This is a genomic window from Deltaproteobacteria bacterium (genome assembly GCA_016875395.1).
Classification (GTDB): Bacteria; Myxococcota_A; UBA9160; order UBA9160; family UBA6930; genus VGRF01.
This window is the reverse complement of record VGRF01000003.1, coordinates 104,284-116,845: the sequence shown is the minus strand read 5'-3', so window position 1 is coordinate 116,845 and position 12,562 is coordinate 104,284. Positions and strand designations below refer to the sequence as shown.

Genomic DNA, 12,562 nt, shown 5'->3' with positions numbered 1-12,562 from the left:
TGTTGCCGAGAGTCACGCCGCCGGATTCGCATGCAGGTGGTCGTACTTCCCCACCGGCCGCGTCTTTGCGTACTCGCGCACGATCGGCCCCAAGTCCGTCGGGCTCGCGCCGTGCAGGATCACGCCGTCGCAACCGAGCGCGAGCTGCTCGCGGATCTTCGCGACGCAGCGCGCAGGGCTGCCCGTCGCCGCGGGCGCGAGCCACTCGGCGGGGATCAGCTTCGCGATCTGCTCGAGCTCCGCGGTCGTTGCGCGCGCGTCGATTGCGCCGCGGAAGTTCGCGACGAGCGGATCGCTGCGGAAGCGCGCGAGCGCCGCGGGATCCCAGCGGTTCGTGCGCACCATCAACTCGCCGTAGCCCTGCAGGTACGTCGCCATGCGGCCCACGGTCTTCTTGAGGCGCACCGGCTCGGGCAGGTGGTCGCCGATCGTCGCGAAGCACGACCACACGCGGACCTTCGCAGGGTCGCGCCCCGCCTTCTCCGCGGCGGCCTTCACCTCGCGCACGCAGCGCGCGGTCGTCTCGTCGGTGAAGAACGTGTGCAGCACCACCGCGTCCATCGCGCGGCCGCCGAGCGCGAGCGAGTTGGGGCCGAACGCCGTGAAGGTGAGCGGAATCTCGCCCGTGTAGTCGGGCCCCAGTGTCAACACGGGGAACTTCCCGCACGGGCCGTCGTGGCCCACCACCGTCTCGCCGCGCCAGAGCCGGCGCATCAGCTTCGCGAAGTCCTCGAGCTGCGCGGTCGTGATGGACGGGAGCCCGAACGCCTTGAACATCGGCGCGATGCCGCGGCCGAGGCCGAGCGAGAAGCGTCCGCCCGTGAGCTTGTGCATCGTCATGGCGTACGACGCCGTCACGAGCGGATGGCGGGTGTTGTGATTCGTGGCGGCGGTCGCGATGCCGATCTCACGCGACACGGCGCCTACCGCGCCCGAGAGCGTCGCGGCCTCCTTGATGTTGAAGCGCTCCGAGATGAAGCACGCGCCGATGCCGAGCGCCTCGGCCTGCTGCAACTCGTCGATCAGCTCGCGCGGCGAGTTCGGTTGCCCCGCGAGCGTGTAGAAGGCGAGCTCGTTCATCTGCGTCATGGCGATTCCTGTCGTGTGGGCTTCGCTCGGCTGCGCCGCGCTTGCGTTGTTACAGAAACTCCGCGCTGCCGAGATCGAGCGCGTGGCGCGCGTGGCGGCGCGCCATCGCGGTGAACATGTCGTTGCCGCGCGCGGTCCCCTGAACGATCACGCTCGCGACGACCGTCACTGCGAAGCCCGCGAACGCGCCGCGCCGGTAGTCCTGCCAGCACGCGTCCCATGCGTAGCCGCGCACGCCGCCGGCGCAGAGCGCGTCGTGGTAACTGCGCACGAGCTCGCGCTCGATCGGGCGCCGCACCTCGGGCAAGAGCGAGGCGCCGAGGAAGTACGCGGCGTCGGAGAGCGGCGAGCCGAGCACGAGGCTCTGCCAGTCGACCACGCTCACGCGCGGCGGCGAAGTGCGCGCGTCGATCAGCAGGTTGTCGAGGCGGTAGTCGATGTGAACGAGCGCCCACGGCGTGGCGGGGTAGCGGTGCGGCGGCCCCTGCGATTTCGCGACGGCCGCGATGATCTCTTGCTCGTCGCGTTCGAGCCGCGGCGCGAAACGCGCGAGGAACGCGGGCAGCATCGCCGCGTAGAGGTCGCGGCCTTGCGCGGCGCGCTCGTCGTTCGGCTCGGCGATCAGATCGAGCCCGCGCAGCCGCGCGTCCATCCAGGTGGGCGCGTGCAGCTTCGCGAGCTCCACGAGCGCTGCGCGCGCGACCTCGGGCGTGCAGCCCGCGAGCTGATCGCCCTGCTGCGCGGGCGCCATGTCCTCGAGGATCAGCGCGAACTCGGGGCCCTCGCCCGCGATCTCGGCGTAATAACAGCGCGGCTTCCCGATCGGGATGCGCGCCGCGAGCTCGCGGTAGAAGAAGATCTCGCGCGCGTAGTTGCGCAGCTGCACGCCGGTTTGGCGCGAGAGCGGGTCGAGCGAGGGGAACTTGCCCACCAGCGTGCGCGGCGCGCCCGCGGCATCGCCGGCGAGCTCGAACGCGAAGCGCACGCAGCGCCCGATCTGCCCCGTGCCGACGGGCGTCGCGTCGAAGCGCGCCACCGTCGCGCCCGCGTGCCCCGCGCGGCGCAGCAGCTCGGTGAAGAACGCGGGCGTGATCGATTCGGGGGTGGGGATCGCGAGCGACATCGCGCGAGGGGTAGCTCAGCGGCGCGCTTGGAATCGGCGCGGCGAGCCAGAAAGGGTCGGGCCCCGAGCGTGGGGGCGCGGCGGTTCGTCGAGTGCCTCGCCCTTCGCAGCACTGGCGTAAGCTGGCCCCTCTCGCGAAGGAGCGCCCATGATCCTCGACCGCCTCGATCCCAGCGCCGCCGAGTTCGCGCGCGGCACGGGCTGGGAGCTGAAGCCCGAAGGCGCGTGCAAAGCCGAAGTCTGCATGCCGGTTCCCGCGAGCGCGCGCCGCAGCGATGGCCGCGTGAACGTGCCGGCGGTCGCGGACGCGCTCGGCATGGCGCTCGTCGCGAGCGAAGCGCACAAGCTCTGGGCGCTCGGCCCCGTGTCGGGCGGCCGAGCCCTAACAACCGCCGTCGCGCCCGATCTCACGCTGCCGCAGCGCGACGGCAACCCGTTCCGGCTCGGCTCGCTGAAGGGCACGAAGGTCTTCATGTGCTCGTGGGCGAGCTGGTGAGGCTGCCGCATGGACCTGCCCGTGTGGCAGGCGGTGCGAAACGAGCTGCGCCCCCTCGGCGTCGAGATCGTGCTCGTAGCGATGGACACGAACACGAGCGCCGCGACGCCGATCATCGACGACGCGAAGACGACTTACCCGCAGCTGCTCGATCCCGAGCACTCGCTCGGCGCGCTGCTCGGCATCATCAACGTGCCGATGAGCGTGTGGATCGACGAAGCGGGCATGATCGTGCGCCCCGCGGAGCCCGCCTTCGCGCCGCGCGAGCGCGGCTACGGCGCGACCGAGCTGCCGCCCGAGACGCCGCAGCGCATGCGCGAGATGCTGGCCGAAGCGTCGAAGCTCGACATCGACCTGCAGGCCACCATCACGATGCTGCGCGACTGGGCGCGCAACGGCGCCAAGAGCAGGTACGTCCTAACACCTGAGCAGGTGATCGAGCGCTCCGCCGCGCGCCCGAAGTCGGTGTCCGAAGCCGCCGCGAACTTCGAGCTGGGCCAGCACTTGCACCGCAACGGCCACGAAGCCGCGGCGCGCCCGTTCTTCCGCGCCGCGCATCGCCTCCAGCCCGAGAACTGGACGTACAAGCGCCAGGCCTGGTCGATGGTGGATCCGCTGCAAGGCCCGACCGAGCACTACGACAGCGACTGGCTCAGCGACGTGAAGAAGATCGGGGCGAAGAACTACTACGCGAGGGTGGAGGCGTAGAAGCCGCGAATGCCGTCGATGCGATTCACGCGATACCCGGCAATCGCGCTCGGGGCTGAGCATCTCGTCATGGGCCACTTGTTACGCCGCAACATTCTCACGTACAAGGCGCCTCCCGGGAACGACGGTTACGACTTGATCTGCATCCACCCAGACTCGCGCCGCTCGGGCCGCCAAATCCGCGTTCAGGTCAAGAGTCGCCTCGCGACCGATTGCGATCGCGGATTCCCCGTGAAGTCCTCGACACTCGAGTCCTTCGACTACCTCATTGCTGCCTTCATGAACGTTGGCCACTTCTCTGCGAAGCGGCGACGTGACTCGAAACCGCAGGACGGATCGCGTGCGCCGGAACTCATCACCTTTCCGGTCGACTTCATTCGGCGGCATCACGACACCTCAAGTTCGTGGGAGAAGGTGCGTACGCGAGGGATCGACCTTTCTTCGTTTGAGGGCGAAGCCGGTATCGAGCAGATCGCGCGGGATCTGCGAATCCCGTACCCGCAAAAGGTCGAAGGTGGTCCGGCGGAGGGTTAGATCCGATACACCCGCTCCGCCGTCCCGCGGAACATCTCCTTCTTCTCCTCCGCGTTGAATCCCGACGCGATGCGCTTGAAGCTGTTCCACAGCACGGGATAACTGCACGAGACGCGGTCCATCGGGAAGTTGCTCTCGAACATGCAGCGCTTCGGGCCGAAGCGGTCGATCGCGTGCAGGTACCAGTCGCGCGTGGTGGCGGCGATCTCTTCGGAGCCGGGCGGCTTCGGGCGCTTGTCGAAGCCCCAGTTGTTGATGGCCATGAGCAGGCCGCCGAGCTTCGCGACGACGTTCTCGCAGCGCGCGAGCTCGGCCACGTCGCGCTTCCACTGCGCGAAGATCTCGGCGCGCTTGCCCTGATAAGGCCCGATGCCGAGCGGGCCGCCAAAGTGATCGAACACGATCGTCACGTTCGGGAACGCGCGCGCCAGCGCGGTGAGCTCGGGGATCTGGTGGTGATAGAGCCAGGCGTCGAAGCTGAGGCCGCGCCGCTCGAGCTCGGCGAAGCCGCGGCGGAAGGCGGCGTCGCCTAACAAGCCGGCCGGCGGCGCGGTGTGCGAGCGGCGGATCTCCGGGTTCGGGTCGAAGGCGCTCGCGTGGCGGATGCCGCGGAAGCGGTTCGGGCTGGCGGCGATGTGCGCGTCGAGCAGGCGCGGCACGTCGGCGCCGCGTGTCAGGTCCGCGCGGCTCACGATGCCCGCGCACGCGCGCACTTCGCCGTAGTGCCCGCTCGCGCTCATCGCCGCGACGCCCTGCACGAACTCCGTCTCGCCCACGAAGCGCAGCGCCTCGTCGCCGTCCGCGCGATAGAACGCGGCGCACTCGACGAACACGGTGCTCACCACGCGATGCCCGCCGAACTCGGCGAGCAGCTCGTCGAGCAGGAAGCGCTCGCTGTGGCTGACGCGGTCCCACAGGTGGTGGTGCGGATCGCAGATCGCGAGCTCGGGCTCGAGCACGTCTTCGCGATGCTGCGCGAGCCAAGTCAGGTCGCCGGGCATGGGGGCCTCCTCGTGGCGGCGCGCCGCAGGGCGCGCGGGTGCCGCACGCTAGGTCAGCGGCGTAGACTGCGGCCTAAGGTTGCACGTGTGCAACGGAGGCGCCGACATGTCCCGCGCGAAGCTGATCGAGATGGCGAAGCACATGGTGACCCTCACGCAGGAGGATCGAGTCGAGCAGGCGCCCGACGTGCTGCGCATCCCGGCGCAGCACTACCTCAGCGAAGAGCGCGCGAAGCTCGAGAAGGAGAAGATCTTCAAGCGCGTGCCGCTGATGCTCGCGGCGTCGTGCGAGCTGCCGAAGGCTGGCGACTACAAGTCGATCGAGGCGGCCTCTGTACCCGTGCTGATCGCGCGCGGGACCGACGGCGTCGCGCGCGCGTTCGTGAACTCGTGCGCGCACCGCGGCGCGCAGATCATCACCGAGACGTGCGGCAACGCGCGGCGCTTCACCTGCCCGTATCACGCCTGGGCCTACGACCTCGAAGGCAAGCTCACGGGCGTCTTCCAAGAGAAGGACTTCGGCAAAGTCGACCGCGCGACGCACGGCCTAATCACTCTGCCGACGCTCGAACGCGCGGGCCTGATCTGGGTGATTCTCGATCGCAACTCCAAGCTCTCGATCGAGAACTTCCTGTGCGGCTACGACGAGATGCTCGGCGGCTTCGGCTTCGAGTCCTGGTACTTCTTCGCGCGCCGCACGCTGAAGGGTCCTAACTGGAAGATCGCCTACGACGGCTATCTCGATCTCTATCACCTCCCCATCCTTCACAAGAACACCTTCGGCCCCGACATGCCGAACCGCGCGCTCTACTACCCGTGGGGCCCGCACCAGCGCGTGACCGCGCTCGGCCGCAACGCGCCCACGCGCGTCGACCAAGTGGGCGCGGGCACCGCGTCGTCGAACGAGCTGAAGGCGCCCGAGGAGTGGCCGGACGCGGCTCTGATGAGCGGTGTGTGGACGATCTTCCCGCACATCTCGATCGCGTCGTTCGACGGCGGCGGGCGCGGCGTGATGATCTCGCAGCTCTTCCCCGGCGAGAGCGCGCTCGAGTCGTACACGGTCCAGAACTACTTGATGGAGAAGCCGCCGACCGACGAGCAGCGCGAGAGCGCGGACAAGATGTTCGGGATGCTCGAGTTCGTGGTCAGGGAAGAGGACTACGCGACGGGTCTGCGCCAGCAGCGCGCGCTGCAGAGCGGCGCACGCACGCACGTACTGTTCGGCCGCAACGAGAGCGGCGGTCAGCGCTTCCACGGCTACACGGACCGCCTGATCGCGATGAGCGACGAAGAGCTCTGCAAAGAGTTCGGAGGCTGAGATGACCGACGCACCCGTGCTGCTGCGCGAGGACAAGGACGGGGTGGCCACGCTCACGCTGAACCGCCCCGATCAGTTCAACTCGCTGAGCGAAGCGCTGATCGACGCGCTCTCGGGCGAGCTGACGCGCATCGCGAGCGACGAGACGGTGCGCGTGGTCGTGCTCGCCGGCGCCGGCCGCGCGTTCTGCGCGGGGCACGACCTGAAGGAGATGCGCGCGAACCCGCGCCAGAGTTATTACGAGGATCTGTTCGGGCGCTGCGGGCGCATGATGCAGCAGGTCGTCGCGCTGCCGAAGCCGGTGATCGCGCGCGTGCACGGCGTCGCGACCGCGGCCGGCGCGCAGCTCGTCGCGAGCTGCGATCTCGCGCTCGCGAGCGAGAACGCGCGCTTCGGCACCACGGGCATCAACCTCGGCCTGTTCTGCTCGACGCCGAGCGTGGCCGTGTCCCGCGCGATCGGGAAGAAGCGCGCCTTCGAGCTGCTCTTCACCGGCGACATGATCGACGCCAAGACCGCCGAGAGCGTCGGCCTCGTCAACCGTGCCGTGCCGCTCGCCGAGCTCGACGCCGAAGTCGCGAAGCTCGCGAAGAAGCTCTCCGCGCAGCTGCCCGTCGCGGTGCGCACGGGCAAGCAGATGTTCGAGAAGCAGCTGCGCATGGAGCTTCCCGACGCCTACAAGTTCGCCGGCGACACCATGGCCTCGAACATGATGGAGGCCGACACGGTGGAAGGGATCGACGCGTTCATCGAGAAGCGCGATCCGAAGTGGAAGCGGGCCTGAGCGCGCGCTGAGAACCGTCCGAGGGGAAACGAGCGATGGCCGACAACACGCAGATCCTCTTGATGGAGCGGCCGCGCGGTCCGCTCACCGAGAAGCACTTCGCGTCGCGCAGCGCTGCGATTCCGGCGCCTGCCGACGGACAAGTGCTCGTGCGCAGCGTGCTGCTCTCGCTCGACGCCGCGAACCGCGCGTGGATGCAAGGGGCGACCTACCGCGCCGCGCTCGAAGCGGGCCAGCTGATGAGCGGCTACGGGCTCGGCGAAGTCGTCGAGTCGCGCTCGCCGAAGTTCGCGCGCGGCGATCTCGTTCTCGGCGAGCTCGGCTGGCAGGAGTGGTGCGCCGCTGACGCGAAGACGTTCGCACGTGCGAGCGCGCACCGGCCGTTGTCGCATCAGCTCTCGGTGTTGGGCGTGACCGGCAAGACCGCGTATCACGGCTTACTCCACGTGCCCGGCATCGCAGCGGGCGAGACGCTGCTCGTCTCCGCCGCTGGCGGAGCGGTCGGCTCGCTCGTCGGGCAGATCGGCAAGATCAAGGGCGCGCGCGTCGTCGGCGTCGCGGGCGGCAGCGAGAAGTGCGCGTGGGTCGTGCGCGAGCTCGGCTTCGACGCGTGCATCGACCACAAGGCGGACGACCTCGCGGCGCAGCTGAAGCGCGCAGCGCCGGAGGGCATCGACGTTTACTTCGACAACACCGGCGGCGCGATTCTCCAGGCCGCGCTGTTCGCGATGAAGCCGCGCGGTCGCATCTCGTGCTGCGGCGCCGTCTCGCAGTACGACGTCGCTGCGCCGAAGAGCCCCGCCGGCGTGCCCGGACTGCTCGTGGTGAAGCGGCTGCGCATGGAGGGCTTCCTCGTCATGGACTTTGCCGACAAGGACGCCGAAGCCGAGCGCGATCTCTCCGCGTGGGCAGCGAGCGGAAAGCTGAGAGTCGTCGAAGACGTGATCGACGGACTCGAGAACGCGCCTCGCGCGCTGATCGGGCTGCTGGCCGGTGAGAACCGCGGCAAGCGCATGATTCGGGTGGCGGCGGAACCGCGCTAGCCGAGCGAGTGGGTCTACGCGGTGCGCCGCGCGAGATAATCGTCCGCGATCTCGACGAGCCGTGCTCGCCCGAAGCTCGGATCGTGCCCGCCGTGCACGACGCTCACGGGCAGCTCGCGCAGCCGCCGCATCGTCGCCAGGTAATCGGGAACGTTCGCGCCGGGGATCTGGTCGAGCAGCGGGCCGTCGTAGATCGCGTCGCCGGAGAAGAGCGTGCCGCTCTTCGCATCCCAAAGGCCGATGCTGCCGGGCGAGTGGCCGGGCAGGTGCAGCACCTCGAACGCGCGGTCGCCGAGGTCGATCACGTCGCCCTCGTGCAGCACGCGCGTCGCGGTGGCGGCTGCGAGCCGATGCGCGGCAGGGTCGAAGCCTTCGCGCGGGATCGCAGTGATTAGGCCCGCGCTGAGGTCGTAGCCGAGATTGGCGAAGAACTTGCGCGTCGCGTCGTCGTAGGCGGCGAGCTCGAGCGGGAGGTTGTTCTCGCCGCTCGCCATCGCATCCGCCTCGCTCGCGTGAATCCAGCGCTCCGCGAACTCGTGCATTCCGCCGGTGTGGTCGTGATGCACGTGCGTCGCGACGGCGGCGAGCGGCCGCTCGAAGAGGTCGCGCGCGGCGTCGACGAGGCTCGCGACGCCGAGGCCGGTGTCGACGACGAGGTCGCGCGCGCGGCCGCGCACGTGCCAGACGTTGCAGCGCAGGAGCGGCGCCACGTGCGGCTCCCACAAGAGCGTCACGCCGCGGCCGACTTCGCGGCGCGAGAACCAACGCTCGGCGACGCGCAGCGCCATCGCGGCTCCTTCGCGCGCGAGAGTCGCACGCCGCGAATGCGCGTAGCTACGGTCGCGCGCCCGAACGAAGGAGCACTCATGTCCCTCGCAGGTCGCGTCGCACTCGTCACCGGCGGTAGCCGCGGCATCGGCCGCGGCATCGCGCTCGCGCTCGCCGAAGACGGCGCGGACATCGCGGTGAACTACCGGCGCGAGGAAGACGCCGCGCGCGAGACCGTCGCCGCGATCGAGAAGCTCGGGCGCCGCGCGCGTGCGTACGCCGCGTCGGTCGACAGCTACGACGAGGACCAGCGCATGGTCGAAGCGATCCTGCGCGACTTCGGCCACGTCGACATTCTCGTCAACAACGCCGGCATCGCGAGCCGCGGCAACAGCGTGGAGAAGACCGACCCCGCGGAGATGGAGCGCGTGGTGCGCACGCACGCGTTCGGCGCGCACTACCTGTGCCAGCTCGTGCTGCCGAGCATGAAGGCGCGGCCGCGCGGCGACATCGTGATGATCTCGAGCGCGGCGACGATCGGTTACGGCGCGAACGGCGCGCCGTACAACATGGGCAAGGCGGCGCTCGAGGCGCTCGCGTTCACGCTCGCGAAAGAGGTCCGCCACAAGAACATCCACGTGAACATCGTCGCGCCGGGACTCGTGGAGACGGAGATGGGGCGTCGGCTCGCGAAGGCGGCGGCGGGCGTCGAGGACATCCACCAGCTCGACCGCACGATGCCGTTCGGGCGCGTGTGTCAGCCGGAAGACGTCGCGAACGCGGTGCGCTTCTTCGTGTCGGAGCGCGCGTCGTACGTGACGGGCGAGCGGCTGTACGTGTACGGCGGCGGTCAGGAGATGCGGCGGGGGTGAGCGCCGCGCAGGGAGTCAGCTGCGCGCCACCACGACCGGCATCTCCTCGATCCCGAGCACGAAGGTGCCGCGGCGCCGGCGCAGCGGCTGTGCGGGCTCCGCCAGCCGCACGTCGCTCCAGCGCGCGAGCAGTTCTTCGAAGAGCACGCGCAGCTCGAGGCGCGCGAGCTGTGCGCCGAGGCAGTGGTGGCGGCCGAAGCCGCCGAACGCGACGTGGTCGTTGGGCGTGCGCTCGATGTCGAACGCGAACGGGTCACGGAACACCGCCTCGTCGCGATTGCCGGACGGATACAGCAGCAGCATGCGGTCGCCCGCGCGGATCTTTTGGCCGCGCAGCTCGGCGTCGCGCGTCGCGGTGCGGTTCATGTTCTGGATCGGCGTCACCCAGCGCAGCATTTCCTCGACGGCGCTCGGCACGAGCGCCGGATTCGCGCGCAGCTTCGCGAGCTGCGCGGGATGCTCGAGCAGCGCCGCGAGGCCGCCGCTGATCACGTGGCGCGTGGTCTCGTCGCCGCCCACGAGCACGAGCATCGTCTCGAAGATCAGATCGTCCTCGCTGAGCCGCTCGCCGTCGACGACGGCGTTCACCGCCAGGCTCACGAGATCTTCCGCGCTCCCGCCGCGGCGCTGCGCGATCACGCGCTGGATGTACTCGGCGTAGGCGATCACCGCGTCGCGCACCTGCAGGCCGATCTCAGCGTTGCCCGTCGCGAACAAGTCGGACCAATGCAGCAGCGTGTCGTGGTCCGCTTCGGGCAGGCCCATCAACTCGCCGATCATGTACATCGGCAGCGGCGTCGCGACGTCGCGCACGAAGTCGCAGCGGCCCTTCGCCGCGGCCGCATCGAGCAACTCGCGCACTTTGCGGCGCAGGAACACCTCGTGGTCCTGCACGCGGCGATGCGTAAAGCCTGCCGAGATGATGCGGCGGCGCAGCGTGTGCTGCGGGGGATCGAAGTTGATCATGCTCGGCACCGAGCTGTCCGGCCGCGAGCCCTCGCGGGAGCAGAACGTCTCCCACTCGCGCGCGACGGTCATGATGTCGTCGTAGCGAGCGATCCCCCAGATTCCGGTCGCGTCGTCCCAGTAGACCGGCGCATGCGCGCGCATCCACGTGCAGAGCGGATGAAGGTCGGCGTAGAAGTCCGGCGAGAGCAGGCGGATTTCGTCGCGCGTTGCGTGCTCCGACTTGCGCGTGTTCGGGCGCAGCTTGCGCGTGTACTTGCTCTCGACCACGGGCTCCGGTGCCGCGCCGTTCGCCATCTCGCGTCTCCTTGAATTGCGACTGGTAGCTCAGTGCGCGCGGGCCCCGGGCGGAAACACACTCACCGCGCGGCAACCAGCCTGCGCAACTCCTCGTGGAGACGGCCCTTCGTGGATCGGCTGCGCGTCTTCGCAACCGCGGTGCATGAAGCGAGGTTCGAGCGCGAGCCGCCTGGGCATTTTGCCGGTTGATTGCTCTGCCGTTCTGACGAAACCGTCTGGGTGAATCTACGTAGCCCAAATGTGGCAGGCGGCCGCGCTTGCTCGCGCGAGCTCTGCGCGAGAGCACGGACACTTGCGTGCGCGCTGGTCGCCGTCGCCGCGCTCTTCTCCGCCGAGCCCGACTTCGACGTCGGGCTCGACAGCGGCGCGAACACGTTCACATGCGCGCCGATGCGCGACGCCGACGGATGCGACGCGGCAGCGCGTGCAACGCGCGTGCGCCCGAGCGGGACGCTCGCCGGCGCATCGCTGAGCGCCACGCCGAGCTTCGAGCTGCGCTTCCAGGCGCGTGTGCAGTGAAGACACAGCAGGAGGATTCGAGATGAAGTCACTAGCGAGTCTGAGGCGAGCAGTCGGAGCCGCAGTGTGCGTGCTCGCGACTGCGAGCTCCGTCCATGCGCTGGGCACCGCAGCCGGCACGGACATCGTGAACACTGCCACCGTGACCGCGGACGTGGGCGGCTCGCCGGTGTCGGCGAGCAGCACGCCGAACACGATCACCGTCGCCGAGTTGATCGACGTCGACGTGACGCTGCTCTCGATCGGCAACGTGCTCGTGAACTCGCCGTCGAGCGCGCGCGTGCTCACGTACCGCGTCACGAACACCGGCAACGGCATCGACGCGTTCGCGCTCAGTGTGAACAACGGTCTCGCGGGCGACGACTTCAATCCGGTGTTCGCGGCGATCTACCTCGACGCCAACGCGAACGGCGTTTACGACGTCGGCGTCGACACGCTCTACAGCAACGGCGTGAACGACCCGGTCCTCGACGCGAATCTGGCCGCGCAGGACGACATCGTCGTGTTCGCGCTGAGCGACATCCCCGCTCCGCTCGTGAGCGGCGACCTCGGCGACAGTCTCCTGGCCGCGGCGTCGACGACGGGCACGGGCTTGCCCGGCGACGTGTTCCCCGGCGCCGGCGAGCTCGGCACGGACGCGATCGTCGGCACGAGCGGCGGCGACGACTCGGATCAGGGCACTTATCAGGTCTCCGCCGTCGCGCTCACGATCGCGAAGACCTCGGCGATCGCAGACCCGTTCGGCGGCGCGCAGCCGGTTCCGGGCGCGACGATCACCTACACGCTCACCGTCACGGTCGCAGGAGTCGGCAACGCCGACGCGACCACGCTCACCGACGCCATCCCGGCGAACACGACCTACGTGCCGGGCTCGATGATGCGCAACGCGGTTCCGCTCACCGACGCGGCCGACTCGCCCGTCGACGAGGCGGACTTCGGATTCACCACGGCCGGCGCGATCAGCGTCGGCCTCGGTTCGCTGCCGGCCGGGGGGCCAGCAGAAGTGATCACGTTCCAAGTCACGATTGATTAGGGAGGAAA

13 protein-coding genes are annotated in these 12,562 nt (G+C 69.4%); 8 read left to right on the top strand and 5 right to left on the bottom strand.

The window, feature by feature from the left end:
* Positions 1-12: 12 nt before the first annotated feature.
* Entirely contained in the window at positions 13-1,089 is a 1,077-nt protein-coding gene (locus FJ091_03925) for a TIGR03857 family LLM class F420-dependent oxidoreductase (GenBank protein ID MBM4382499.1), read from the bottom strand.
* Between the two features lie 49 nt (positions 1,090-1,138).
* Positions 1,139-2,212 carry a phosphotransferase gene (locus FJ091_03920; protein MBM4382498.1) on the bottom strand — a complete coding sequence of 358 codons (1,074 nt, stop codon included), beginning with the start codon at positions 2,210-2,212 and terminating at the stop codon, positions 1,139-1,141.
* 148 nt (positions 2,213-2,360) lie between these two features.
* Between FJ091_03920 and FJ091_03915 the strand changes: the two genes are divergently transcribed.
* Complete coding sequence (locus tag FJ091_03915; GenBank protein MBM4382497.1) at positions 2,361-3,416, top strand: TlpA family protein disulfide reductase; 1,056 nt, start codon at positions 2,361-2,363, stop codon at positions 3,414-3,416.
* Positions 3,417-3,485: 69 nt separating this feature from the next.
* Entirely contained in the window at positions 3,486-3,950 is a 465-nt protein-coding gene (locus FJ091_03910) for a hypothetical protein (GenBank protein ID MBM4382496.1), read from the top strand.
* Here the strand turns inward: FJ091_03910 and FJ091_03905 are convergent.
* Complete coding sequence (locus tag FJ091_03905) at positions 3,947-4,951, bottom strand: amidohydrolase family protein (GenBank protein ID MBM4382495.1); 1,005 nt, start codon at positions 4,949-4,951, stop codon at positions 3,947-3,949. The genes FJ091_03910 and FJ091_03905 overlap by 4 nt on opposite strands.
* Before the next feature lie 106 nt (positions 4,952-5,057).
* Between FJ091_03905 and FJ091_03900 the strand changes: the two genes are divergently transcribed.
* Genes FJ091_03900 through FJ091_03890 form a run of 3 tightly spaced genes read left to right on the top strand, consistent with a single transcriptional unit; the run spans position 5,058 to position 8,096 of the window.
* Positions 5,058-6,269, top strand: a complete 1,212-nt coding sequence (locus FJ091_03900) for an aromatic ring-hydroxylating dioxygenase subunit alpha (GenBank protein MBM4382494.1) — start codon at positions 5,058-5,060, stop codon at positions 6,267-6,269.
* A 1-nt stretch (position 6,270) separates the two neighbouring features.
* A complete protein-coding gene (locus FJ091_03895; GenBank protein MBM4382493.1) occupies positions 6,271-7,053 on the top strand; it encodes an enoyl-CoA hydratase in 783 nt (260 codons plus the stop codon).
* A gap of 35 nt (positions 7,054-7,088) precedes the next feature.
* A complete protein-coding gene (locus FJ091_03890) occupies positions 7,089-8,096 on the top strand; it encodes an NADP-dependent oxidoreductase (GenBank protein ID MBM4382492.1) in 1,008 nt (335 codons plus the stop codon).
* Between the two features lie 14 nt (positions 8,097-8,110).
* Here the strand turns inward: FJ091_03890 and FJ091_03885 are convergent, their stop codons facing one another.
* Positions 8,111-8,884, bottom strand: a complete 774-nt coding sequence (locus tag FJ091_03885) for an MBL fold metallo-hydrolase (protein ID MBM4382491.1) — start codon at positions 8,882-8,884, stop codon at positions 8,111-8,113.
* Between the two features lie 78 nt (positions 8,885-8,962).
* Between FJ091_03885 and FJ091_03880 the strand changes: the two genes are divergently transcribed.
* A complete protein-coding gene (locus FJ091_03880) occupies positions 8,963-9,736 on the top strand; it encodes a glucose 1-dehydrogenase (protein ID MBM4382490.1) in 774 nt (257 codons plus the stop codon).
* A 15-nt stretch (positions 9,737-9,751) separates the two neighbouring features.
* Here FJ091_03880 and FJ091_03875 read toward each other — a convergent pair whose 3' ends face one another.
* Positions 9,752-10,999: a cytochrome P450 gene (locus FJ091_03875; protein ID MBM4382489.1), complete on the bottom strand. Its 1,248-nt coding sequence runs from the start codon at positions 10,997-10,999 to the stop codon at positions 9,752-9,754.
* Positions 11,000-11,242: 243 nt separating this feature from the next.
* Here FJ091_03875 and FJ091_03870 point away from each other — a divergent pair, with 243 nt between their 5' ends.
* A complete protein-coding gene (locus FJ091_03870; protein ID MBM4382488.1) occupies positions 11,243-11,521 on the top strand; it encodes a hypothetical protein in 279 nt (92 codons plus the stop codon).
* A 64-nt stretch (positions 11,522-11,585) separates the two neighbouring features.
* Complete coding sequence (locus tag FJ091_03865) at positions 11,586-12,554, top strand: DUF11 domain-containing protein (protein MBM4382487.1); 969 nt, start codon at positions 11,586-11,588, stop codon at positions 12,552-12,554.
* Positions 12,555-12,562: the final 8 nt, after the last annotated feature.